This is a genomic window from Agarivorans sp. 1_MG-2023, from assembly GCF_030548385.1.
In the GTDB taxonomy this organism is placed as follows: domain Bacteria; phylum Pseudomonadota; class Gammaproteobacteria; order Enterobacterales; family Celerinatantimonadaceae; genus Agarivorans.
This window is the reverse complement of record NZ_JAUOSJ010000003.1, coordinates 383,216-408,295: the sequence shown is the minus strand read 5'-3', so window position 1 is coordinate 408,295 and position 25,080 is coordinate 383,216. Positions and strand designations below refer to the sequence as shown.

The 25,080-nt window shown below is 44.0% G+C and carries 28 protein-coding genes; 4 read left to right on the top strand and 24 right to left on the bottom strand.

Annotated features, from left to right (window positions below; translation table 11 throughout):
- Window position 1: 1 nt before the first annotated feature.
- The 5 genes from lepA to rpoE form a co-directional block, all read right to left on the bottom strand.
- Window positions 2–1,801: a translation elongation factor 4 gene (gene lepA / locus Q4592_RS06245; protein ID WP_201798667.1), complete on the bottom strand. Its 1,800-nt coding sequence runs from the start codon at window positions 1,799–1,801 to the stop codon at window positions 2–4.
- A gap of 196 nt (window positions 1,802–1,997) precedes the next feature.
- Window positions 1,998–2,465: a SoxR reducing system RseC family protein gene (locus tag Q4592_RS06240; RefSeq protein ID WP_303511221.1), complete on the bottom strand. Its 468-nt coding sequence runs from the start codon at window positions 2,463–2,465 to the stop codon at window positions 1,998–2,000.
- Window positions 2,449–3,489 (bottom strand): MucB/RseB C-terminal domain-containing protein, encoded by a 1,041-nt coding sequence (locus tag Q4592_RS06235; protein ID WP_303511218.1) that lies wholly within the window; start codon window positions 3,487–3,489, stop codon window positions 2,449–2,451. Before Q4592_RS06235 ends, Q4592_RS06240 begins: the two co-directional genes overlap by 17 nt.
- Before the next feature lie 11 nt (window positions 3,490–3,500).
- A complete protein-coding gene (locus Q4592_RS06230) occupies window positions 3,501–4,037 on the bottom strand; it encodes a sigma-E factor negative regulatory protein (protein ID WP_137671625.1) in 537 nt (178 codons plus the stop codon).
- Between the two features lie 21 nt (window positions 4,038–4,058).
- On the bottom strand, window positions 4,059–4,637 hold the full coding sequence (rpoE, locus tag Q4592_RS06225) for an RNA polymerase sigma factor RpoE (protein ID WP_137671626.1): 579 nt from the start codon (window positions 4,635–4,637) through the stop codon (window positions 4,059–4,061).
- 200 nt (window positions 4,638–4,837) lie between these two features.
- Between rpoE and nadB the strand changes: the two genes are divergently transcribed.
- Entirely contained in the window at window positions 4,838–6,451 is a 1,614-nt protein-coding gene (gene nadB, locus Q4592_RS06220; protein WP_303511213.1) for an L-aspartate oxidase, read from the top strand.
- A gap of 68 nt (window positions 6,452–6,519) precedes the next feature.
- Here the strand turns inward: nadB and Q4592_RS06215 are convergent, their stop codons facing one another.
- Together Q4592_RS06215 and Q4592_RS06210 are read right to left on the bottom strand one after the other, a co-directional pair.
- The gene (locus tag Q4592_RS06215) at window positions 6,520–6,924 is read right to left on the bottom strand and encodes a protein YgfX (RefSeq protein ID WP_303511210.1); all 405 of its coding nucleotides are present in this window, start codon (window positions 6,922–6,924) and stop codon (window positions 6,520–6,522) included.
- Window positions 6,896–7,141, bottom strand: a complete 246-nt coding sequence (locus Q4592_RS06210) for a succinate dehydrogenase assembly factor 2 (protein ID WP_137671629.1) — start codon at window positions 7,139–7,141, stop codon at window positions 6,896–6,898. Before Q4592_RS06210 ends, Q4592_RS06215 begins: the two co-directional genes overlap by 29 nt.
- A 154-nt stretch (window positions 7,142–7,295) precedes the next feature.
- On the opposite strand from Q4592_RS06210, the gene ygfZ reads away from it, so the two are divergent.
- Complete coding sequence (gene ygfZ, locus Q4592_RS06205) at window positions 7,296–8,240, top strand: tRNA-modifying protein YgfZ (protein WP_303511206.1); 945 nt, start codon at window positions 7,296–7,298, stop codon at window positions 8,238–8,240.
- Between the two features lie 29 nt (window positions 8,241–8,269).
- A complete protein-coding gene (locus tag Q4592_RS06200; RefSeq protein WP_303511204.1) occupies window positions 8,270–8,482 on the top strand; it encodes a DUF1289 domain-containing protein in 213 nt (70 codons plus the stop codon).
- Window positions 8,483–8,533: 51 nt separating this feature from the next.
- On the opposite strand, the gene pstB is transcribed toward Q4592_RS06200, so the two are convergent.
- From pstB to Q4592_RS06145, 11 genes are all read right to left on the bottom strand, one after another.
- Entirely contained in the window at window positions 8,534–9,283 is a 750-nt protein-coding gene (pstB, locus tag Q4592_RS06195) for a phosphate ABC transporter ATP-binding protein PstB (RefSeq protein ID WP_137671632.1), read from the bottom strand.
- Between the two features lie 9 nt (window positions 9,284–9,292).
- Complete coding sequence (pstA, locus tag Q4592_RS06190; protein WP_303511201.1) at window positions 9,293–10,135, bottom strand: phosphate ABC transporter permease PstA; 843 nt, start codon at window positions 10,133–10,135, stop codon at window positions 9,293–9,295.
- Entirely contained in the window at window positions 10,135–11,070 is a 936-nt protein-coding gene (pstC, locus tag Q4592_RS06185; protein ID WP_303511198.1) for a phosphate ABC transporter permease subunit PstC, read from the bottom strand. The genes pstA and pstC overlap by 1 nt, the downstream gene beginning before the upstream one ends.
- Before the next feature lie 77 nt (window positions 11,071–11,147).
- The gene (locus tag Q4592_RS06180; protein WP_137671635.1) at window positions 11,148–11,963 is read right to left on the bottom strand and encodes a phosphate ABC transporter substrate-binding protein; all 816 of its coding nucleotides are present in this window, start codon (window positions 11,961–11,963) and stop codon (window positions 11,148–11,150) included.
- A gap of 323 nt (window positions 11,964–12,286) precedes the next feature.
- Window positions 12,287–12,853, bottom strand: a complete 567-nt coding sequence (locus Q4592_RS06175) for a DUF882 domain-containing protein (protein WP_303511190.1) — start codon at window positions 12,851–12,853, stop codon at window positions 12,287–12,289.
- 153 nt (window positions 12,854–13,006) lie between these two features.
- Entirely contained in the window at window positions 13,007–14,752 is a 1,746-nt protein-coding gene (locus Q4592_RS06170) for a murein L,D-transpeptidase (protein ID WP_303511187.1), read from the bottom strand.
- A gap of 109 nt (window positions 14,753–14,861) precedes the next feature.
- Window positions 14,862–15,401, bottom strand: coding sequence for a DUF924 family protein (locus Q4592_RS06165; protein ID WP_303511183.1), 540 nt, complete (start codon window positions 15,399–15,401; stop codon window positions 14,862–14,864).
- 21 nt (window positions 15,402–15,422) lie between these two features.
- Window positions 15,423–15,863, bottom strand: coding sequence for a hypothetical protein (locus Q4592_RS06160; protein WP_303511180.1), 441 nt, complete (start codon window positions 15,861–15,863; stop codon window positions 15,423–15,425).
- Window positions 15,860–16,483 carry a metalloregulator ArsR/SmtB family transcription factor gene (locus Q4592_RS06155; protein ID WP_303511177.1) on the bottom strand — a complete coding sequence of 208 codons (624 nt, stop codon included), beginning with the start codon at window positions 16,481–16,483 and terminating at the stop codon, window positions 15,860–15,862. The genes Q4592_RS06160 and Q4592_RS06155 overlap by 4 nt, the downstream gene beginning before the upstream one ends.
- A 108-nt stretch (window positions 16,484–16,591) precedes the next feature.
- Window positions 16,592–17,875, bottom strand: a complete 1,284-nt coding sequence (locus Q4592_RS06150; RefSeq protein ID WP_303511175.1) for an ABC transporter substrate-binding protein — start codon at window positions 17,873–17,875, stop codon at window positions 16,592–16,594.
- A gap of 246 nt (window positions 17,876–18,121) precedes the next feature.
- Entirely contained in the window at window positions 18,122–18,586 is a 465-nt protein-coding gene (locus Q4592_RS06145; RefSeq protein ID WP_303511171.1) for a hypothetical protein, read from the bottom strand.
- Window positions 18,587–19,130: 544 nt separating this feature from the next.
- Here Q4592_RS06145 and Q4592_RS06140 point away from each other — a divergent pair.
- The gene (locus tag Q4592_RS06140; protein WP_303511168.1) at window positions 19,131–21,119 is read left to right on the top strand and encodes a methyl-accepting chemotaxis protein; all 1,989 of its coding nucleotides are present in this window, start codon (window positions 19,131–19,133) and stop codon (window positions 21,117–21,119) included.
- A gap of 218 nt (window positions 21,120–21,337) precedes the next feature.
- Here Q4592_RS06140 and Q4592_RS06135 read toward each other — a convergent pair whose 3' ends face one another.
- The 6 genes from Q4592_RS06135 to Q4592_RS06110 all read right to left on the bottom strand — a co-directional run bounded on the left by Q4592_RS06135 (window position 21,338) and on the right by Q4592_RS06110 (window position 25,066).
- Window positions 21,338–21,736: a GFA family protein gene (locus Q4592_RS06135; protein WP_303511164.1), complete on the bottom strand. Its 399-nt coding sequence runs from the start codon at window positions 21,734–21,736 to the stop codon at window positions 21,338–21,340.
- 53 nt (window positions 21,737–21,789) lie between these two features.
- A complete protein-coding gene (locus tag Q4592_RS06130) occupies window positions 21,790–22,287 on the bottom strand; it encodes a transglutaminase-like domain-containing protein (RefSeq protein ID WP_368509295.1) in 498 nt (165 codons plus the stop codon).
- Between the two features lie 2 nt (window positions 22,288–22,289).
- Window positions 22,290–22,685 carry a DUF3465 domain-containing protein gene (locus Q4592_RS06125; protein ID WP_303511159.1) on the bottom strand — a complete coding sequence of 132 codons (396 nt, stop codon included), beginning with the start codon at window positions 22,683–22,685 and terminating at the stop codon, window positions 22,290–22,292.
- A 203-nt stretch (window positions 22,686–22,888) separates the two neighbouring features.
- Window positions 22,889–23,317, bottom strand: a complete 429-nt coding sequence (locus Q4592_RS06120) for a heme-binding protein (protein ID WP_303511156.1) — start codon at window positions 23,315–23,317, stop codon at window positions 22,889–22,891.
- Entirely contained in the window at window positions 23,310–24,080 is a 771-nt protein-coding gene (locus tag Q4592_RS06115; protein ID WP_303511153.1) for a class III extradiol ring-cleavage dioxygenase, read from the bottom strand. Before Q4592_RS06115 ends, Q4592_RS06120 begins: the two co-directional genes overlap by 8 nt.
- Window positions 24,077–25,066, bottom strand: coding sequence for a glutathione S-transferase family protein (locus tag Q4592_RS06110; protein ID WP_303511150.1), 990 nt, complete (start codon window positions 25,064–25,066; stop codon window positions 24,077–24,079). The genes Q4592_RS06115 and Q4592_RS06110 overlap by 4 nt, the downstream gene beginning before the upstream one ends.
- Window positions 25,067–25,080: the final 14 nt, after the last annotated feature.

Genomic DNA, 25,080 nt, shown 5'->3' with positions numbered 1-25,080 from the left:
GTTAGTCCTTTCCAATATGTAGTACGGCTAAGAATGCTTCTTGAGGTACTTCCACATTACCTACTTGCTTCATTCGTTTCTTACCCGCTTTTTGTTTCGCTAATAGTTTCTTCTTACGGCTAACGTCGCCGCCATAACATTTGGCGATAACGTTCTTACGCAACTGCTTAACAGTCGAGCGTGCAATAATATGCATGCCTATTGAGGCCTGAATAGCAATATCGAACATCTGACGCGGAATCAATTCTTTCATTTTATCTACGACCTGGCGACCGCGAGACTCAGAGTGATCTTTGTGAGTAATTAATGCTAAGGCATCCACTCTGTCACCATTGATCATGATGTCTACACGCACCATATTCGCCGCTTGGAAATGTTTAAAATTGTAATCCAGCGAGGCATAACCACGGCTAGTCGATTTCAGCTTATCGAAAAAGTCTAATACCACTTCAGCCATTGGAATTTCGTAAGTTAGTGCAACTTGCTTACCGTGATAAGCCATGTTGATTTGCATGCCGCGTTTTTCAACACATAAGGTAATCACATTACCCAAGTACTCTTGTGGCACCAAAATGTTTACTTCAGCGATGGGTTCACGAATTTCAGCAATGTTATTGGTTGGCGGCAATTTAGCTGGACTATCAACAAACAGCTCTTCGCCACTGTTCATTTCAACCTGGTAAACCACAGTAGGTGCAGTGGTAATTAAATCAAGATCGTATTCGCGTTCTAAGCGCTCTTGAATAATCTCCATGTGCAACATGCCTAAGAAACCACAACGGAAACCAAAACCTAAAGCGGTAGAGTTTTCTGGCTCATAAAATAAAGAAGCATCATTCAGGCTTAGTTTGCCTAAGGCATCACGAAAGTTTTCGTAATCATCTGAACTGGTTGGGAACAAACCGGCATATACTTGAGGTTTAACTTTTTTAAAGCCAGGTAAAGCTTGCTCAGAACCATTCTTAAGCGTGGTAAGCGTATCGCCCACAGGTGCGCCAAGAATGTCTTTAATGCCTGCCACAATGTAGCCCACTTCGCCCGTTTTCAACACTCCAGTATTGGTTTGCTTAGGCGTAAAAATACCTACTTCATTCACTACGTGAGCTTGTCCGGTAGACATCACGACCATTCGTTCACCGGCTTTTAGCTCGCCATTAGTGACACGAACTAACGACACTACGCCTTGGTAGTTATCAAACCATGAGTCAATAATTAGTGCTTGTAGCGGCGCTTCATCGTCACCTTCTGGTGGCGGTACGTCACGTACAATGGTTTCTAATACGTCTTCGATACCTAAACCCGTTTTAGCCGAACAAACTGTAGCGTCGGTGGCGTCAATCCCCACAATGTCTTCAATTTCTTCAGCTACGCGATCAGGATCAGCCTGTGGCAAGTCAATTTTGTTAAGCACAGGAATGACTTCTAATTCCATTTCCATCGCCGTATAACAGTTGGCTAAGGTCTGCGCTTCTACGCCTTGCGCTGCGTCAACTACCAGTAAAGCACCTTCACAAGCCGCCAAAGAACGTGATACTTCATAGGTGAAGTCAACATGCCCTGGGGTATCAATAAAGTTAAGTTGGTAAGTTTCACCGTTTTTGGCGGTGTAATCCAAGGTGACACTTTGTGCTTTAATGGTAATTCCGCGTTCACGCTCTAAATCCATAGAGTCTAAAACTTGCGCTTCCATCTCACGATTACTCAAGCCACCACAGTGTTGGATTAAGCGGTCGGATAGGGTCGATTTACCATGGTCGATATGAGCGATAATCGAAAAGTTACGAATATTCTTATTTATCAAGATATTACCTTTGTAAAATCATCAATGAGCAAACCAAAGCTCAACTTTCTTTAAAATGCAGCAATCGCGCATTGTATCGTTGACGCGGATACTACCACAATCCATCAAAATCCAAAAAAAATGCGTACTTATTTCAGTAAATGTTTTACCAGTAATAAAACTAAAAAAGCGCCCAATTTTGGACGCTTTAAAAAACTTAACTTTGCCGACTCAGCATTCGTGGTCGATAACGCGAATGATGGATAAAATACCTAGCCAGCAAACGTACCGATAAAAAGCCAAGCAACAAACCGCTAAACGCGCTTAAAGCGATAAGCCAATCACCCGCCATAATCTGTTGGTTTAACCATTTTCCGATACCGGCACCAGCGATAAGCATAATCAAGGGCAGTAAATACACGAGCAAAGCACTTTGCAGCATATTTTTTGCCACCAAACCCAATTCAATCTGGTCACCTAATTCTACTGAATCAGTGAGTTTTACTTTAAGTTGGTGAGTTCGCGTTGGAAAAGCTTTAGCGATAGCGCTATTCCCGCAATGCTCTGCACTTCCACAACTACCACAGGCACTTTTACTGACACACTCTACGGTTGCATAGCCGTCATCAAGCTCCACGACTTTAGCGGTTTCAATGATCAGTGAGCCGTTATTGAGCTGGCTCATTAGCTTTCTCTAGGTATGGGCCGATAACTACGGAGTCAGCAATTTTTGACGCAGTTTCTGGAGGAATCTCTCCCACAACCGTAATTTCAATGCCTTTTCTCACCACGGTGTGCAAACTTGTCGCACCTTGACGAACCAGTTGCTCACGTAAAGGATTCGTTTGGCCAATTGCGTTGGCATAGACCGAGATATCAAATAAGCCATCGCTGAGTTTGATGTAGTCAACAGATTCAGACAACACAGCCAAAGAATGCTGCTCTTTTTGTGCAATATTCATCCCTTTGGGCTGCCAACCTAAACGCCAATTAATCTTATGTTTTTCGTTGTTAACCGCTTCTTTACCCACAACCGTACTAGGTAAATCTAAGTTCGAGAGCTCTACCATCCATTCACTTGGCTGTTCAAACTCAGATAAGGTTACAGCCATTTGCTGCTCTACTAGCTCACCATTTTGGTCAACTATGTCTAAACGCAAGGGGAGCTGAGAACCATAATCTATCCAAAAATATAAGCCGTATAAGTCTGAAGATTTAGGCACAATACGCATCACTTGAGCAGGACGCCCTGCCACACGGCTCTTACCTGCAATAACAAGATCGTAATTGGCTTGTAAATGCGCTAAGTCTACTGCTGCCAAATTACCAAACATTCCCGGCAAGCGAGTAGTTGAAAGGCTGTAAGGAGTTTGCCCAGGTTCAAAAAATGCCACGGTTCCATCTCGATACACAGCTTCATTAGCGGGGCCATTGAGGTAGACTCGATGAGCTACTTCAACGTCATTCACTACACCATGAATCAGCCGCACAGGTTCTATGTGGCCTTGGCGTACGACAATGTATGAAATTTCATATTGTCGCTGTCGAAAAGCGTGTTGATAATCTTGAAGCAAGCTAATAGCGGGGCTAGTTTGAGTAACAATGCTAGAACTAGCATCAGCGGTGGATGAGGTGTTGATAGTTTCTGCTGAAACAGAAAAGGATGCCAGCAACAACATTACTGGCATCCCGATAGTCTTAAAGCGCATAGGCTATATTTTTACTCTACGATACGTTGCTGAAAACGGTGGTCCTGTAAATAGGCACTGATACGTTTACGTTGTTCGATAATTTCAGCTTCGCTTAATTCACGAGGCTGTGGGTTAGACTGCAAGCTAACTGGCGCTACTGCACCACCTACTGGCACGGTATTAAAAACCGGCAGAGGCTGTTCGGCATCGCCCGCTTGGAAAGAATATTGTTGAACACCGATAATCGCCGCTACAGCTACCGAGGCAGCAATTGCATATTGGCCAGCGTATTTAAAGAAACGAACCACCTTAACAGAAGATTCTTTAGTCTCTGTAACCTGAGGCTTAGGCGCTACAATAGCAGGCTCTTGCTCTAGGGCTGAAGCAACTTTACTGGCAATATCTATATCGATTTGCTTTGGCGCGTCGCCTCGAAGTACATCACCAATCAAATGGTAATTACTCCACTGCTCTGTATGCTCTGGCTCATTGGCTAACAGATCTAACAGTGTTGCGTCGGTTAATTCGTTATCAACCAGTGCGGATAACTGTTCTTTATTTGCCATATTGGTCATTAATCCCCAAAGTTACCTACTTAAAAGCGGTTGTATTCGCTTTTCAATTGCATCCCTTGCTCGAAATATCCGTGATCTCACGGTTCCGACAGGACAATCCATTACATTTGCAATCTCTTCGTAGCTTAAGCCATCTATCTCTCGAAGAGTAATTGCTGTGCGCAAATCATCAGGTAGTCCTTCCATTGTAGCAAAAACTACCTCTTTTATTTCTTCGGATAACAACAAAGTTTCTGGAGTGTCAGCTTCTTTTAAAGCTTCAGCGCCATCGTAAAACTCTGCTTCCTCCGCATCCACATCATTTGCAGGGGGTCTACGCCCTTGAGCCACAATATGGTTTTTCGCAGTATTAACCGCAATTCGGTACAACCAAGTATAAAACGCACTTTCGCCTCGAAAGTTAGGTAAAGCACGGTAAGCTTTAATAAACGCATCTTGCGTTACATCGGCTACATCACCATGATTCACGATATAACGTGATATAAGGTTTGTTACCTTATGTTGGTATTTTTGTACCAACAAATTAAATGCCGCTTTATCGCCACGCTGTGTCCGTTCGACCAACGTTTGATCTGTCCACTGTTCTGACATCTGTAACTACCGTCTCCCTAATGCTTGAGTTTCGGTAGCTTTTTTGGCGGCACATCTCTTCAGACTGCTTGTTTTCAAAAAAGTTCTCTTCCAACCAAATAAAATTTTGCGCCTCTGTGAGACACTGCAAACTTGAGTAAGTTTCAGTTAAACTAGCTTATACTCCAATTTTTCTTTTAACTACGTATAAGAGCGCATCTATGGAATACACTAGCGATGTTCTAATAATAGGCAGTGGCGCTGCAGGCTTAACTATGGCCTTAAACTTGGCTGATTATGCCAAAGTCCACGTGCTGAGCAAAGGGCCACTGAAAGAAGGTTCCACTTATTATGCTCAGGGCGGTATCGCCGCAGTGTTTGATAAGAATGACAGCGTAGAAGAACATGTCAATGATACCTTGATAGCCGGAGACGGCTTATGTGATGAAGAAGCGGTTAAATTTACCGCAGAAAACAGCAAGCAGTGTATTGATTGGCTGATTAACCTTGGTGTGCCCTTCGACCAAGAAACAGCCACTAACGGCGAATCCAAGTACCACCTTACGCGTGAAGGCGGGCATAGCCGCCGCCGTATTCTGCACGCTGCTGACGCCACCGGTAAGGCCGTTCAAAAAACCTTGGTTAGAGCTGTGCTTAGTCACCCTAACATTACTTTGCTAGAACGTTTTAATGCCGTGGACTTAATCACCGAAACCACCAGTAAAGAAAAACGGGTTGTTGGCGCGTACGTTTGGAACCGTAATAAAGAACGCGTAGAAGTAGTTAAAGCCAAATTTGTGGCAATGGCGACTGGCGGTGCCAGCAAAGTTTATCAGTACACCAGTAACCCAGATGTGAGTAGTGGCGATGGCATCGCTATGGCCTGGCGTGCTGGTTGCCGTGTAGGTAACATGGAATTTAATCAGTTCCACCCAACCTGTTTATTCCATCCTGAAGCACGTAATTTTTTACTTACCGAAGCGCTTCGCGGTGAAGGAGCCTTATTAAAACGTCCTGACGGCAGCCGTTTTATGCCAGACTTTGATTCACGCGAAGAACTCGCCCCACGTGATGTTGTTGCTCGCGCTATCGATTATGAAATGAAGCGCCTAGGTGCCGATTGTGTATACCTTGATATTAGCCATCGTGACGATGAATTTATTGAGCTTCACTTCCCTACTATTCTCAAACGCTGCCTAGAGCTGGGCATTGATATTCGCAAACAATCAATCCCGGTAGTGCCCGCTGCCCACTATACATGTGGTGGCGTGGTCACCAACCTACAAGGCGAAACTGACTTAGCCAACTTATACGCGATTGGCGAAGTGGCTTATACCGGTTTACATGGCGCAAACCGCATGGCCAGTAACTCTTTGCTGGAGTGTGTTGTGTTTGCTCATGCCGCCAGCCAGCACATTAAGCAACACTTAAATGATGTAGAGCTTTGCCATCAAATCCAACCTTGGGACGACAGCCAAGTGAGTGATTCAGATGAAGAAGTTATTATTAACCACAACTGGCACGAACTGCGCTTGTTTATGTGGGACTACGTAGGCATCGTTCGTACCAATAAACGCTTACAGCGAGCAATGCGAAGAATTCACTTGCTGCAGCAAGAAATTTTTGAGTACTACTCAAACTTTAAAGTGGGTAATAATTTGCTAGAACTACGTAATTTGTTGCAAGTTGCGGAGTTAATTGTGGGTTGTGCCATGCGCCGCCATGAAAGTCGCGGCTTGCATTACAATCTAGATTATCCAGATAAGCTAGACAAAATTAAACCCACTATTTTAGACCCAGAAACCTTCTACCAAGAAGATGATAACGACGCTTAACGCGCATTAAAAAAGGCTTACTACAGTAAGCCTTTTTTGTCTCTGTCACTCACTAAAGCTGGAGATAGTTACGAAGCTTGCGGGAAGTTGATAACAAAGCACAGCTGGCGGTAAACATCATTAGGTAAGCTGTCGGCAAAAATCACTTTGATAGCAGGCTTATCTTGAGTGCTAGAAACCACCAAACACGCTCCAAAAGCTACCCGAGAATTGGCCAACCACAAGTGCTTAACGTGATGTTCACCTTGCTGATACACAATCTGCTCAGCACTAAAGTACCCACTAGGTTGGTAATGCCACCAATGGTAAAAAAAGCAGCTTGTCGCCAAAAGGCACGAAGCAAAGAGTGGCAGCAACTCAGGAAAAGCGAGCAGCAAAGTAACTTGCAGCAAGCCATTGGCGAAGACTAAATAGAAGTAGCAGCGCGAGCGCGCTGCCGAGAACTCACACTTTGACGCGCTTGAGAATAACATCAACCATGTCTGCGAGTTGTTGGTCTTCACATTCTTTGTGGCCCATAAACCAAGCGAACAAATCAGGGTCGTCACAAGCCAATAAACGTTTAAAGGTTTGTTTTTGCTCGTCGCTTAATTCGTCATAAGCCTCATCAACAAAAGGCATAAACAACACATCAAGCTCTAACATTCCCCTACGACAGGCCCATTTTAAACGTGACTTATTTTCCTGCATGTTGTTCCTTGTAGACATGAGTTACACTGGTCAGCAATACTGAAACCCATTAAAAGGCTTATTAGCGGCGCTGTAAAAGTATTAACGAAGATACCATTTCAGCCACCAAATTACACCTTAATAAGCTTGACCTAGCTCTCAACGGAAGTCGACTATGTCTCAACAAACTTTATGTACTTTGCCTCCATTATTAGTTCAACCATTAGACCAGTGGCACTTGGTTAGAGTGAGCGGCGAAGATGCTAATAGCTACCTACAAGGCCAATTGAGCTGTGACGTAAATAGCTTATCTCCAGGTCAACAAAGCCTTGCTGCTCACTGCGATCCAACGGGCAAAATGTGGTCGGTACTGCGTTTACTGCGCCTAGAGCAAGACTACCTTTATCTGCAACCTCAATCCTTGGCTGAATCTCAGTTAAAAGAATTGAAAAAGTATGCGGTATTCTCAAAAGTAAATATCGAAACCGAAACCACCTTACATACCACGGCAGTAATGGGCAGCGAAGCGCCGCATTACATCGCCGAGAAGTTTGGTGAAGAAATTGCTAGCCATGGCGGGTTAATCGAACAAGGTATTTGCGTGCATATCGACGGCCCTAAGCGCCGTTATTTGGTGATTACCGAAGCGGCTAACTGGGGGCAAGATGCACCTAGCAGTGATCTAGACGCTAACGAGTTGTGGCGTGCGCTGCAAATTGTGTCAGGCTTGCCTACCATTGAGCAGCAAACTCAGCAGCAATTCATTCCTCAAGCGCTTAATTTGCAGCACCTCGATGCACTAAGCTTTTCTAAAGGCTGCTACACCGGTCAAGAAACCATTGCCCGCGCCAAATATCGTGGAGCCAATAAACGCGCTTCGTTACGCCTTGCTGGCCATGGCAATACATTACCCAAAGCAGGTGATCGCTTAGAGCAGCAAATGGGTGATAATTGGCGTGGTAAAGGCACAGTGTTACAAGCGGTACAACTTGAGCCAGGCTATATAGAGTTATTAGCGGTGCTTAATAATGATACCGATGCAGAAGCTAAGTTTCGCTTAGCAGGCGATGAGCAAAGCCTATATACCATCGCCCAGCTTCCTTATAGCTTGGTAGAGTAAGCAGATTATAACTGTCGAGGTACACGAAAATGGACTTACAAGAGCAAATTGAATCACCCTGTATTCGCCAGTGTACCCTCGATGGTGATGATGTTTGTGTCGGTTGCTTTCGTCGTCTAGATGAAATTTGTGCGTGGACAGGGGTAAATAACGAAGCAAAAAAAGCCATTTTGAAGCGTTGTGAGCAACGCCGAAAAGATGCCCCCAAATGGCATATAGAGTCTTTGCCTATTAATCGCTAAATACTAAAAAGCCGCTGCATAACCAGCGGCTTTTTTTATTCAGCAATAAACTTAACCAAAGTCGCCGTTTACATAACCACGGGTTCGCTCGTCTACCGGTGCTGTAAATACTTGCTCGGTGTCGCCATGCTCAACTAATTCACCCATCCAGAAGAATGCAGTTTTATCTGAAATGCGTTTAGCCTGCGCCATAGAGTGCGTAACAATCACAATGGTGAACTTTTTACGCAGTTCATCCATTAACTCTTCAATTTTGTGAGTCGCGATAGGGTCTAGCGCACTGGTTGGCTCATCCATCAAAATAACATCGGGTTGAATAGCAATAGTACGTGCAATACACAAACGCTGCTGCTGACCACCAGACAAACCAAATGCAGGGCTGTTTAAGCGGTCACTCACTTCATCCCACAATGCCGCGCTACGAAGTGCCGTTTCTACGGTTTCATCCAAGACCTTTTTATTGCGGATCCCTTGGGCTTTTAAACCATAAGCTACGTTCTCGTATATGCTCATTGGAAACGGGTTAGCTTTTTGAAAAACCATACCTACTTTCATACGCAGTGCTGCTACATTGCGATCTTGGTAAATGTCTTTACCTTCTAGTTTTACATCGCCCTTAATGGTGACGTTCTCAATTAAATCGTTCATACGATTTAAGGTTCGTAATAAGGTAGATTTCCCACAACCAGAAGGGCCAATTAACGCTGTAACCTTCTTCTCAGGGATCGGTAAGTTAATGCCTTTTAATGCGTGGGTGTCGCCGTAATGTAAATCAAGTTCTTTAACGTCAAACTTATTCATATCAATCTCTTAGTAAGCAGCTTTGTTGAATCGACTCGCGATCAATTTAGTCAGTAGGTTAATAGCAAGCACCAAAATAATAAGTACGGTGGCAGTTGCGTAGGCTTGATTCCATTCATTAACGGTGAACAATTCTTGGGTTAATTTGTACAAATGAACCGTTAAGGTACGGCCAGAATCCAGCACTGATTCAGGGATTCTGGTTACCATACCTGCGGTTAAAAACACCGGGGCAGATTCGCCAATAATTCGACCGGTACTTAAAATAACGGCTGTCACAATACCCGGCATCGCAGATGGCAAAATCACTCGCCAGATGGTGTAAATTCGCGAGCTACCTAAACCATAAGACGCCTCACGGTAAGATTGTGGAACGGCAATTAACGCTTCTTCTGTGGTACGAATAATCACTGGCAAAATCAATATCGCCAGCGTTAACGCGCCAGATAAAATTGAAAAACCTAAACCTAAGGTCACCACAAAAAAGGTCATACCAAATAGGCCGTAAATAATTGACGGAATACCCGCCAGTGACTCAGTACAAAAACGAATAATTTTAACTAATTGGCTACCTGGCTTGGCGTACTCAGTTAAGTACAGCGCGGTCATAATGCCAATGGGCGCAGCAATAGAAATGGATAACACCACCATATAAACGGTAGAAACAATCATCGAGAAAATCCCCGAAGTTTCACCAATAGTAGTGTACGCAGAGCTAACAAATTCCCAGCTAACATGGCTTAAGCCGTTGCTAAGAATATGCCAAAGCATCCACGCTAAAAATAAAATGGTCATGCCAGCTCCGCCCCAAATAAGGCTTAGCGCAACATTATCTTCAATACGACGGCGCATTACTTCACCCTCTTACGGTTTAATACAAGCAAACTAGTATTTAGCAGCATCACAAACACCAATAACACAATACCGGTTGAGTACAACGAACTTGCATGAATGCCTGTTGCATAAGACATCTCCAAAGCAATATTCGCCGTTAATGAGCGCGCTGAATCCAGCAACGAACCAGGCATAGCTGTTGAGTTACCCATGACCATAATAATGGCCATGGTTTCGCCTACTGCACGTGCTACCCCCAACACAACACCCGCTAAAATACCCGAGCGCGCAGCCGGCAACATCACTTTAAAAATAGTGAACATTGGCGACGCACCTAAGGCATAAGAGCCTTCTTTATAGGTTTTAGGGATGGCGCGAATCGAGGTTTCAGCAATAGTAATAACGGTGGGTAAAATCATCACCGCCAGCACAACTATACCTGCTAGCAACGTACTACCGGCTGGCACATTAAAGGTTGATTCGATGGCCGGTACGATAATCACTAAACCAAAGAAGCCGTAGACTACAGAAGGGATACCCGCTAACAACTCAACCGCTGGTCGAATCATGTTAGCTAACCATTTAGGTGCAACTTCTGCTAAAAATATCGCGGTTAACAAGGCAACCGGAACACCAATGACTACCGCACCTAAAGCAGATACAACCGAAGCAACAATCATTGCTCCAATGCCGTATAGCGCAGGCGGATACCAATCTACACCTAATAAGAAATTGGTTAAGCCAGCAAATTGAATCGCTGGTAAACCTTCAAGCACCAAAAAGTAGCCAATAGTGGCCACTGATATCACGCCAATTAATGCACTCACCAAAAATAGTAAGTTAAAAATACGACCAACCCAGTCGACCTTTTGAGCAGACTGGTTAAGCGCATCTATCAGCGCCGGATTTTTAAACTCAAATTCTTGAGTTGGAGCAGCAATCGTTTGATTCATTTTATTTTCATTCCAAAATCAACGTACAACAAAGAGGCATATTGCTATGCCTCTTTTCTTCGTTTCGAATAGGAAACTTAGTTAACTTCGATGTAGCCTTCTTCAGCTACAATGGCTTGGCCAGCAGTACCCATGATGTAATCAAGGAACTGTTGTGCTTCAGCAGCTGGCTGGTTGTTTACCAACAATACGAATGGGCGGGCAATACCGTAAGCACCAGACTTGATGTTGTCTTTAGTAGCAGCAGCACCTTCAATAGATACAGCAGCTAATGAACCGTCAACTGAACCTAGAGAGATAAAGCCAATAGCGTATGGGTTATTAGCCACTAAGGTTTTGATAGCACCATTGCCACTAGCCACTTGAGCTCGTGGAGAGATGGCAGTAACAGTAATATCGTTAATTTTGCGGGTTAAACCCATGATGTCTTCAAATGCACCACGAGTACCTGAACCTACTTCACGCGTTACTGCCACGATAGGTTGGTCAGCGCCACCTACTTCTTTCCAGTTTTTAATCTCACCCATGTAGATTTTTTTAACTTGCTCAATGCTTAAATCTTTTACTGAGTTAGCATTGTTAACCGCTACTGCGATACCGTCCATCGCCATAATCACTTCTTGAGTGCTTTGGTTTTTCTCTGAATCTTTAACATCACGAGAAGACATACCAATCATGCTGGTACCTTCTTTAGCAGCGCGAATACCCGCAGACGAGCCAGTACTTTGTACTTCAACCACATCGTGCTGAGTAGCCTGATATCTCTCAGCAAGTACTTCCATGATGCCAGATACTGAAGTAGAACCTGAGACCGTAACAGTGTTACTAGCAAATGAACTTGCAGCAAACAACATAGAAGCAGCACTTAATGCCGTGATTAACTTGGTTTTCATAAGATTTCTCTTCGCAATTAAAAATTAACAATCAGTTTGTCTAAGTCGGGATGCATTGAAACAATCCAATATGACAAAAACATTACAAAAAGAACTTTTGGGAAATGTTTCAGGTTATTTATAGATTTTTTATCTATTCATATACCTAATTTACATGGTATTAACCAAGAAACGCTAAACAATAAGAAGCTTGTGACTAAACAAAAAGGCATACGATTAAGATTATTAAGCCGGTACACCAGCTACGCTGCGATACATCAGGTAATAAAAAAGGCGTAAGTAATAATTACTTACGCCTTCTAACATGTAACTGTGTTTTTAACTTAAGAGCCACGCCAGTTGCGTACTCTTGCGGTATCAAGGTGGATAAAACCACTGCGCGGGTAATACCCCACTCCACCTAATTTCAACTCTAGTGCCGCGCGATGAACCTTAGCTAGATCATGCCCCTGCACCCTTAAGTCGATGGCTTGCCCGGTCATATGAAAACTTTTCTTCGCCACACCGCCACTTTTACTGCGTAGCATTTCGTTAGTTGCTGGCGAACGATATCCAGAAATAATGTCAAACTTAACATTGCCACCAAGACGCTCTTGAAGCAGTGCCATTTGCATATATAGTGCCTTATCCATATCAGTGGCTTCATTGCGCCTAAAGTCTCGCAACAAGCTATCTAACTGCTTTACTTCTTTCTCTTGAAACTGACCATCTTTCCAAAAACATACCTCACAACTTTCATTGGTATGTAGGCTAGTCATACTTAGGAAGCGCTCGCCAGGTAATTCTCGAGCAATACTTGAACTTGCGAAGCTTTTTGGTATTCCAAGACCGATTAACCCAGCGCTCAAACCCAACAACAACGACCGCCGTTTTATCTTTCGGTCTAACATTTACACTCACCCCAATAGATCAAAAAACCACCAATTTGGAGCAAAATACCGATAAGAGACCTAAAAATCAAACAAAGCACTGAGATACATTTGCCTTATGCAAGCAAACAATGTTTACACAGTTGGATTAAGCTTCTGTTAAATTGAGCTTTTTTAGCTTGCCAGAGCGCTTTCGCTAGCTTCGAAGTTATAAATATCTTTTCGATAATGCAAACCGCCAGAGCCATCAAACCACGAAGTAAAATAAACGAGATAAACAGGGACCTTTTGCCTTAAAGGCACCCATTTGGGCTCTCCTTTAGCAATCAAGTGCTGTTTATACTGATCACTATAACCGGCTTGTTTTAACAAGGTAGCCGCTAGTATTTCAGCTGCTTCCACTCGAACACATCCTGAACTAAACGCTCGTTGCTGCTCCGAAAATAATTCAGGTGAAGAGGTATCATGCAGGTATACCGCAAATTGGTTATCAAAGTGGAACTTGTAAGCACCTAAGGCATTACCGGGCCCTGGACGCTGACGCATACGATAAGGGAAAGCACCAGTATCTTTTACCAAAGTCCAATCAATCTGCTCACTTGGTACTGCGGCACCGTGATAATCAAACAACTCAAAACGTTGTTGCTCTACATAACTAGGGTCACGGCGAAGCTTAGGAATAATATCTCTACGCACAATGGTTCTAGGTACGTTCCAGTAGGGGTTAATTACCACACTGCTAATTTCACTCACTAATAGCGGTGTGGCACGTGAAGCTCGACCAACCACCACTTTAGATTGAAACACCTCTGCACCTTGGTTCATATACGTCATTTGATAAGCAGGCACATTTACCATTATTCGCTGCTGGTCAGACACTAGCATAAAGCGTTGCAACAGTTGTTTTCTGAGTAAGTTTCTAGCCAACATTTTAGAGCGATGTATCGGCTTAAAGTTAAGCCAATACAAAGTATCGTTGCCCACAATACCATCTGCTTTTAGCCCATGCTGCGCCTGAAACCGCCGTAAGGCGTTCACTGTAGCTTGGTCCATTAGCTCTGCTTGTTCCACATCATCACTAAACTGATTAGCAATATCAAACTCAGCTAAACGTTGGCGTACTAACGGAACCCGAGAGTCGCGGCCTCCAGCATGAATCAGCTGGCCGCGCTTAATGTTATCTGCAGACTGACGCTGCTGCTGAGCATTGACCCAATATAAAATCTGTTGACGATAGCGCAAACGCTCTATATCAAGCTCACCTCTTAATCCTGTTAGCTGTTGGTAAAGATCGCTACGGCTTAATCGTGCTAACCACGGCTCATCAATTAAAATGTGTAATGGCGTCGTCGCGATGTCATTTAATGCCATGCTTTGGGCGTAATCTAAACGCATCAACTGCTGGCTAAAGGCCATCACGCCAAGATAAGCATCGGTATACAACGCTTCCCATTGTGGGCTGTCGTTATCTACATGATTAATTTGCCTTAACCAATCACTAAGCTGCTTAGGCCCACCCGCTAGACTTAGCTCCAGCAATAACCATTGTAATTGGTCACGTGCATTTCTTGCCTGAGGGTAGCCATACCATAGAGGCTCCGGATGAAAGTACTGAATTGACTGCTGAAGCTGTGGGTAGCGCAATTGGTAAGCGCTGATATCGGTAACGAGCAAGTTTGATTGAGGATCATAAGGAGGCCAATTAAGCCGACTGAGCAAACGTTCTCCAAGGCCCACTTCATTGGTTTGCGCACCTTTAACACCAATAGAATGACTTGGCATTGCTGTGCTGTTGCTCGGCTGCTGATTGGCTTGTTTAAACACGTTTTGAGGCTCGTCACTCGGCCCCAGCAAACTTACGCTAGCGTATACATTAACGGAAAATAAACTCACCAATAGGCTAAACAGCAACCTTCTCACCCACTACTCCAACACCAACTAATACCTTTAAAGCTTAGTGTCTAAGTGGGTTTGGCAGCACAAAAAAACATGACATTTTTATGTCAGCGCTTTAAGTCTATGAGATCGTTTAGAAAGAAGAATTTGGCCCGGCTAAAAAATCTAACTCGGCTTGACTAGACTCCCTACCTAGTATTTTATTGCGATGAGGGTAACGACCAAACTGCTCAATAATCACTTTATGTTTCAGTTCAAATTGATAGCTTTGCTCTAAACCTGTTTGATTAAACAGGCATTCAGCTTGTTGATGAACCAACATAGATTCGCTATGCATGTAAGGCATATATAAAAAACTTCGCTGTGAACTTGCTAGCTGCTGATCTTGGCCATTACTCACCGCATGTTGTGCTAAGGCGAGCGCTAAGGAATCACTGGCAAATGCTTTAGACGAGCCGCGATAAACGTTTCTAGAAAACTGATCAAGTACAATCACTTCAGCTAAACAGCCTTCTGCACTCTCACGCCAGCCAAACAATTCACATTGTGTCGCTTGTTCCAGCAAGGCGCTAAAACGCTCAGAAATAAGCTTGTCTAAGCCTTCATCAACACTAAACCATTGTTGGGGACTCAATTGCTCAAACCAAAGCTCTAGTACTTCCTCATACTTCATCTTGATGCCTTTTTGTCCAAGTTAACAACCACAATCACCTTGTAAGGCCCATTGGCATTGCTGATAGTTTTCTGCCGTAGCAATTTGACTTAGATACCCGACTACTTCACAGCCTGGTTCACCCCAAGTACAACCTGGTCTAATCATATTCTCAAGCTGTATTGAAGTCGCATGATAGCGAAAACCTTGTAGCGAACGATAACCAGGCTCAATTAACAAGGCGCTAGGGCGCGCCCCCCAAAGGTTCACCAATTTTCCATTGCGCATCATAATTGGATTGGTGCCATCTAGGTCAGTTTGCAACACAATGCTTGGCCTAATCGGCGGTTTAGCGGGGAAGTAGTAACTACAACCACAACCCATACGCTGCTCACTAAAAGGAATTGCCGCCAACTCACAGGCCGCGATAAACGAACTAAACAAAGAGCTCAATAACAACAAGCAAATCTGAACTTTTATCATGCTTTATCCAACGGGCTGAGTTTATAAGCGCAGCGGCGCGAACCGGCAACAATATGCTCAGTGCGCTCCACTTGGCACTCTGCAAACAGCTTTTGTAGCATTTCTAACTCTGAGCGACACAAACCTTGGCACTCGGTAGCGGCTACACATATTGGGCAATGGTCCTCAATAAAATAGTAATCTTGCTGGTCTTTTTGCCAGCTAGCCATGTAACCTTCTTGGCTTCGTTTGGCACTGAGTCGCTCAAGTTTATCGGCTATGTCCGTGTGCTCTGCTAGCGCTTGTTGGTAACTGCTAAAACTTTGCTGCTCGCGATGGCTAATAAGCTGTTCCATGCCTGCATCACCAAACACTTGCTGTACCGCGCCCAACAACTGAACACTTAAATCACTATGGCAATCGGGGAAACGACCATGGCCTTTATCGGTAAGTTGCCAGAACCGAGTGGGCCGGCCTACTTTCACTTTTTGATCAAAATGCTCAATCAAGCCCTCTTTTTCAAGACTTTGTAAGTGCTGCCTTACTCCCATACTGGTTATAGCCAGTTGCTCGGCCAACATCTTTACCGTTTGGCCACCTTGGCTTTTAATACGGTATAAGATGTTATCTGTGGTTTTCATGGGGAATTCCTAAGGCTTGAATAATCACATTATTGTCATTGCCAACATCTTTGTAAAGTTAGAACTATATTAAGTCCTTAGGCAGAAACCCAAACTAAAAGATAAAACTTAATCGGCTGAATCAAACACCTTGCTGCGAATAGCTTCTATTTGTTGCATTGCTTGCTTAGCATCAATTCTCTGCTCCAAAAAATCAACCATCACCGCCATAGCTGGGCTAGCAAACTCTCTTGGGCTATCACGATCAAAAAACTGCGACACACCTTTGGCATTACGTAGCAACTGGTCACCTTCTTTTATAAACCTGTCACTGCTGACTGGCGCGTTGAGCAATGGATTAATTTTGCCTAGGTCTTGGTTAAGGGCAACTAAAGCTTGGCTTGAGACTAAGAAATCTAAAAATTGATAAGCCGCTACATTTCTTTCAGCTTGCTTATGAGCCACAATCACATCAATTGGGGCTTCCTCATAATACTCTTGTCCTGCTTTGAGTGGCGGAAACGCCGCAAACGCTAAATCATTTGTTACCCGTTCTGGCACCGCAGCCACAAAGAAATTACCCATTAGTACTGACGCGGCTTTACCACGATACATCGCCGGAAGCGCTTGTTTCCAACGCAGCTGATCGCTACTAGGAATGAAACATTGAGCGGAGATGGCTTGCTGCCAAAAGCTAAAAACCTGTTCAACACGAGGATCGGTAAATGAAATCTTTCCGGCTAACAATTGCTGATGAAAAGCTAAGCCATTCAGACGTAAATTAATATAATCAAACCACCCCGCTACTGGCCACGCATCTTTGGTTCCAATGCTCACCAAGTGCTTACCTTGTTTGGCTAACTGCTGGCAAGTGTTTAGCAGTTGCGGCCATGAGGTAAAGGTATCTGGATAGTGGCGAATCATCGAATGGCGATAATAAAATCCCCACTGATAATAATTTATAGGTAAGGCAAAGTGGGCTTGATTAAGCTGAGATGCTTGCTCTGAAGATGCACTAAACTTTTCGCTCCACTCACCTTTTTGCCACCAAGAGCTAATATCAAGCAGATAGTCTTCTTCGGCGAGTTTACGTAAGCGCTCCCCTCCAAACCAAAAGAACAAATCACCTTCGCCGTCGTTACTTTGCAAAATGCTTTCAATGTTTTTTTTGTAGTATTCGCTTTCGTAAACAAGGGTTCCCACTGCCACATCTGGGTAGTTCTCACTAAATTGCTCAATCAAGCGTTTATAGGCTTCACGCTGTTTGCCACTGCTAGGCATTAAAACCAGAGTAAGCGATTGCGGCTGAGGTAAAGCGAGTGTTTCCACCCCCAGCTCTTCACCAGCTTCACTCGTTGTTGATATGAACAGCCCGCCAATTACGCTTGCTACCAAACAAAAAGATTTAACCATGTAAAACATAAGGTAGGTAGTCTCCAGTGCGAAGGCCTGCTTGGCGCTTAAGTGTGCGAATAAAATGAATCGTACTCAGATAATTGAGTTTATAGGCAATTTCAGTAATCGTCCTTATTACCTTGTTAAACAATTAATCTAAGGCATGCTGACTTAAGACTTAAATAAGCATGCTAGCCTCTTCCTAAATACTGTGCTGTTAGCAAAGTGGGAATATAAAAGAAGAGTGACTATCTCATCAGTCAATCATTTGCAGTATTTACTAATGTTTTCTTCTATCTGCTGACGACAACTTTGGTTATAGCGAGTATCGATTTCTTTAATCAGGTTATTGTAGGCATCAAAGCTTTCTTCATAAGCCTCGAAGGCGCTGTCGGCATTACCTTTAAGGCCCTTATCAGCACAATTTTCATGCACGGCATACCATGCATCGGTTGCTATTTCAGCCTGATTTAATACCCTTGCTAGCGGCGCGTCATTAATCGTGTTCAACTGCTTAAGCTTACCGGTAAACAGGCTGCATACTTTTTCACGCGGCATGTCGTAATCCCAAGAACATGCTTCAACGTATTGCTCACTCAAGGCTTTAATATCACCCCGTAAGCGCTCGTTTCCGCGAGAGGCACTGTCAAAACCAGTGCTATCACAGGAATTAGCCAAAGCCATGCCAGATAGGCTTGAAACAATTAGAGCAGTGAGTATTTTTTTCATCTTCATCCTTAAAGCTGAAAGAGTATTAATGACAGCTTTCTTATCAATACTGCACATCATAACTAAGCCCTTTAATAAAAGCTAAACAACTTAGTAAGTTGAATAAGCGAATGAGATCTATGAAGAAATCTACAGTAGTTAAGCGTTAATGGAGCACTAACACATAAATCAACTTAGTTTTTTGTGGTTTTAGCACTACCGAATAACTAACATCGCCATAACAAATAAATCGTCTAAAAATAGCGCCATTTTATTCTTATATACGAGCAATTATCTACGCCAAACAAAAACCACGCTAAAGCTTAATTACAGGGTGATTCACTCAACTCACCGCTGGTGTTAAATCTTATCGACTAGATTTCACTTAATTTACAATTTTTTATCTGGTCAACCAATATCAGCTTATGGTATTTATATTAACCAACGAATGAATCGTTAGGTTTATCCATAAAATCAATCAATTAGAAAGCAAGTAGCCAAACACTAAATGCTTACTATGGTTAATGATGTGATTGTAGGATAGCAATAAACAGGGAAGCCCAGAATGAAACTACAAGTTGTAACCAGAACGCTGCTCGGTTTTGGCGTGCTGTTAGCATTACTACTAGTGGTAGCCTTAATTGGCCAACTAAACATGCGACAACTGGAAACCCAGTTGGATAACACCGTCAGTCGATTAGCACCAATGGCTGAACAAGTTAATCAGCTCTCTGGGCTATTACTTAACTCTGCACGTAAAGTCGGCTTGCACAGTAGCAGTCAACATGCCGAACAGTCACAGCAGCTAGAACAAGAAGTATCAAACTTGTTTAGTAGTTACAGTCAGCGAATGAGTTCCCTGTCTCAGCTGGCTAAGCCTTACCCAGCAATTCTTGATGGTTTACGTTCACTAGACCAAGATGTGAGCGACATTAAAACCACCAGCCTAGCTCAGTTAACCTTAGGTAATGAAGCACTCCAAGCCCAACAAACGCTAACCAACCAACGTCAAAACTTCACCAACAAATGGAAGAACTTTCCAGGCGATATGGAGTTTATGATTGAAATGGTGGAAGAAAATGCCGAGTGGGTAGTGACCGGTATGCAAGCAGATATAGGCGCGTTCTCTGCTTCATTAGAAAAACTGTTTTACGCTCAAAACGAAGCTCAGTTTAATTCATTATTCAGCGTAATAAACAGTTACAACTCGTCACTGCAAGAAAAGCAACAACAACTCATCAAGCTCGACCCTAGCAGCGCAGAAGAGTTAAGTAGTTACTTTGAACTGCTTACTCAAGCATTTGCTAGTAATGGTTTATTTGATCATTTAAAGAACCAACAACTCATTCTTACCCGTCAAAATCAACACTTAGTTCAGCTCAATCAACAAACCGACACGGTATTGCTGCAGCTAGACGATCTATCAAACCAACTCAGTGAAATTATCACCTCCGCTCACCAAACGGCTCAGCAAAGCGCCAGCTCGGCGCTAATCCAAACATTGGCAGTATTGCTGTTTTCAGTATTAGTGACCGTATTAGTCGCGTGGAGTGTAAGCCGCCATATTCGAATTCCTTTAGGCCATACCCTTAGCCAAATAAAACGCATGGTAGATGGTGACTTTAGCGCTTACCAAGGCCAACAGTCTAAAGATGAATTTGGTCAGATTGCCACGCAACTGGTTCATTTAAGTGATCAAATGAACCAAGTGGTTAGCCAAATGAATAACAACGCTAAACAGCTTGCAGCAAGTGCAGAAAGCGGCTTAGCAACCAGCCAACACTCTCACAAAGTAATTCAAGAACAACAAGACCAAAGCCAATTGGTGGCCGTAGCGGTAAGCCAAATGGAAGTAGGCGTTAATGAAGTATCTGAACAGGCGCAACAAAGCCGAGACGATATTGGCCAAGTGAATCAACTTACCGGTCAAAGCCATCAAGCGGCTCAATCGACCTTAGCCACCACTAACCAATTACAAACTACCGTGGTGGAAGCCAGCCAGCAAGTTAGCGAGCTTAAACAACAAAGTGACGACATTAATCGCATCGTAGATGTTATCCAAGGCATTGCCGAGCAAACTAACTTACTGGCCTTAAATGCAGCCATTGAAGCTGCTCGTGCTGGAGAGCAAGGTCGAGGCTTTGCCGTGGTGGCCGATGAAGTGCGCGGCTTAGCCACCCGAAGCCGCGAAGCGACCCAAGAAATTCTTAGCATGATTGAGCAATTACAAGGTCGGGCACAACAAGCTATGGACATGATGGTACAGGGCGAAACCATGGTAGGCAGCTGTATTGAAGAGGCCGAGCAAAGTTCGCAACAGCTAGAACAAGTCGCCCAACTGTTAAGTACCGTTCAAGAACGCAGTGAGGCAATTGCCAACAACGCCCAAGATAAACACACCGTGGCCTTACAAGTGGCGAATAATGTGGAAAAAATTGTTGAGCTTAGTGAATTGGCCAACCGCGATGCCAATCAAACCCAGCAAGTCAGTGAGTCACTACAACAGCAATCGCAGCAGCAACTTAGCGAACTGTCGCATTTTAAATTGAGTTAGCTTTACATCACTAACTCAGTAAACCACCGGCAAAAAAAGTGGCCAATACTAATGTGGCCACTTATTCCTTCCCCTTAAACCATTGCTCTTACTCAAGCAGCGATACAAAGCTGTGCACTTAATAGAGTGTTAACTTCCTTAAACACCTTTCGTTTAAAGGCACATAGCGGTCAAAACGAAGCTCCAACACTCGCTAACCAAGGGTGAGCAGAATCCGTTTAACGGCCTTCTTGCCATTCTGAGTAGGCATTAATCTGAGAGCCATATTCTAACCATGGTACTTCATGATCTTTCCAAATATGAAACTCTGGTTTAGTGAGAGGATCTTGGTCAAGTGTTGCCACTCTTAGTATTAGCATGGGTTTACCCGCTCTTTCTGCCACTAATTGAGAGCCACACTGTGAGCAAAAGTGACGAAACTTACCCGGCGAAGACTCATAAGCACTAAGCTTGCCCTCGCCTTTTAGCCAACAAAAATGATCACGATGAACCGCCGCTGTACTAGTAAAGGCAGCCGCATGAGCTTTTCTGCAACTTAAACATGAACAATGTGCAATGGCAGAATCAAGCTGAGCAACCGAGTATTCTATCGCTCCACATAAACAGCTTCCTTTCATCTTAATCCCTTATTTCTTATCCCTTGTTATAGATCAGCACTTGCGGTGTATATTCAAATACCGCTAAGCAACGTGCTATCGCTAAAGCCTGTCATATCGCTATAGCGGGTATGATAAGCAATATCATGCTTTTCGAACCAACGGTATGATTTAAGCTTATGATTACGCGAGGTGGCTAACAATAGTTGCTTAAATGTAAAAGGGCCTTTTAGCCTGCCATTATCAATACAAAAATACCCATCATTTTGCTGATACACACATACAAAATGGCCAGCATTGGATTCGCCCCCCCACTCTCCCCAAGAAACAAACAATAACCTTGCGCAAGCAATATTCGATAACTCCAAGCCATGTAATGCAAATGCTGCTAGGTCATAACAAAAGCCATATCCGTCTTCAAAGGTTTGTTGCGGAGTTTTCCACCAGCAACCATGAGATGTAGATAATACGCGTTGCTGCTTTGAGGTGTAGCCAATATGCTTTCTCATAAATTCACTAAGAGCTTCGGCAGAGGCAAAGCTACTGCAGACTACATCAACGTTTAAGTTCATAATTACTGGTAAGTTTTACCACCATGCTTTAACCAACCATGCTCATGGTTATTTCTTGGGTCTTTATGGGTCCAATGCATAACGCCGCCCTGATGATTCCACTCATATTCACCATAAAACGCCACCGTATCACCCTCTTTTAAATAAGGGATACGCGGCGCTAAATCAATATTGTGTGCCACCAGTAGGGTTTGGCCGCTGGCTAAACGCAAAATAAACTTCTGATGCCTAGAGCCTTTATTATCATCGGGAAGTATCCGCTCAACAACGCCAGAGCCTTGCAATTGGATGTCGCTTTGTTGGTAATCATAGGCTTGTTGTAACGCTCTATCATTAGCCCAAATAGCGGGCGAACACAAACTAAGCGCCAGTGATAAAAACAGAATAAGCCCTTTCATTTTTCACATCCTTTTTGTAATAGGCAATAAGCCACTTTCTATGAATAGCCAATGCAATACTGAACGAGCATGTTAAGGCTATTGCTAATAGAAGCTATTATTTAAACCATCAATAGATTACCTAAAAGCCAAATTAAAGTCTCTAGGAGTAAACGGCTTCTAACAGCGCTTTGATTAACATAGCCCTCGCATTACACAGCGGTTTAAGAGGTATACCTTGCGATAGCGTTAGTCGCGACCCATTCATCTAGATCAGACGATGCGCCAGAAATACCGATTGCCCCCATCACTTGCTGTTGCTCAACAATAAGCACGCCACCTGGCAAAGGAATAAACTCACCGCCCGTTGCCCCGTTAATAGTTGCCGCAAACATTTCTGGCAGTACCTCTGATTTAACCAATTGATAAAACTGCCGAGTATTAAATCCCATGCCTAATGCTGCGTGAGCTTTGCCTAAGGCAATTTGATAGCGCTGAGTTCCTACGCCATCTTCACTAACCATGGCTTTTAGGTGTGCACCACTATCCAGAACAACAATCGACAAAGGCGGTAATGCCTTGCCCCTTGCTAACGCTAAAGATTCTGTGATTAGGCTACGGGCTTGGCGTAAAGTAATACCGCGATTATTCATTAAGTTCCCCCCAAAGCCAGCTAGAGTTATTGCCGTTTTTTAGCTCCCAAGAATCATGTATTAACTTAGCAGGCTCTGCTCCTGCTGCGCCTAATGCAATAAACAGCGGCCTTAGATGCTCATCTCGCGGATGTGATTGCTGAGCGCCAGGCGCTAGCTGACGATAATTAAGCAAGGCTTGAATGTTGCACTGCTCCACTGCGTGCTGAAGCCACTCTACAAACGCCAGTGCCCAGCTATTGGGCTCACCTTGGTAAGCCAACGCTGCCAAGTTATGCGTAGCCATGCCAGAGGTGACCAACATTATGCCTTGAGCCCGTAAACCAGCCAGTTGTTCACCCAGGGCATATAGCTCCGCCAAGCTTGCGTCGCGAGGCAAACTTAGCCCAACCACTGGCACATTTTGCTTGGGGTACATCAAATGCAGTAGCGACCACGCGCCATGGTCTAAGCCCCGCTTGGTTCCCGCAACGTGGGGCAAACTCCGTTTAAGTGTTTGGTGCAACCATTCAGGGCTGTCAGGCAAATACTTAATTTGGTTTAACGCATTCGGAAAGCCCCAAAAGTCGTAAATCGTTTCTAGCTGCGCTTGCTGAGTAAAATGCAAACCGGTAGTTTCCCAATGGGGAGACACCACAACAATCGCTTTTGGGGTAGCTATTCGCCCCGCTAAGCTTTTTAAAAAGGTATTCGCAGGGCTACTCTCCAACACCCGCATTGGCGAACCATGAGATAAAAACAGTACCGGCGCTAAAGTGTTCATAAAGCCACCTGATTAGCGGGCAAGAAGGTTAGATTCGGCCCTATCGGCACTATACCGCTAGGATTTAAGGCTTTAACTGAATAGTAACCTTGCTTGATGTGCTCAATATTTACCGTTTCCGACACGCCTTGAAGCACATAAATACGCTGCAAGTAATCACTCAATAATGGGTAATCCTGCAATTGCTTAAGATTACATTTAAATGCACCTACATAAGCGGCGTCAAAACGTACCAAGGTAACAAACAGCCTTACATCAACTTCGCTCAACTCATCGCCTAACAGGTAATCGCGGCCATCACTTAAGCGTTGTTCTAGTGCTTCTAAGCCCGCAAACAGCCTACTCACAGCCTCTTTATAAGCGGCTTGGCTTTGGGCAAACCCCGCTTGATATACTGCATTGTTAATATGCTCGTATAACCATGGATTAAGTTGATTAATATCTACCAACCAATGCTGGGGACGCAGGTTAACACTGGCATCACCCCATTGGTCAAATGCACTGTTTAGCATTTCGATAATGTCTGCCGATTCATTATTTACAATGGTGTCGGTGAATTTGTCCCACAACACTGGCACAGTGGCTCTACCAGAGACCTTAGGATCCGCATGCGTATAAAGCTGATGAATAAACGGCTTATGGTGTAAATGGTCTTCACTCGCGCCCTTTAGCCCCGTAAGCCCTTTGCCAGCAAAACCCCAGCCTTGCTCAGTAATGCGCGGGTCAACAATGCTAATACTAATCACCGATTCCAGTTTTTTGAGCTTTCTCACCATTAAGGCTCGGCTGGCCCACGGGCATATTAAGGCCACATAAAGGTGATAGCGATTCGGCTCAGCTTTAAAGCCTGCCCGCCCGGTTCTACCTGCACTTCCATCTTTGGTAACCCAATGTCTAAAACTCGATGTTTGGCGAATAAAGTCGCCATTTTCACTGGTTTTTTGATAAGGATCCCAGGCCGCTTGCCACTCGCCATTCATTAACATATTCGTTCCTTAGT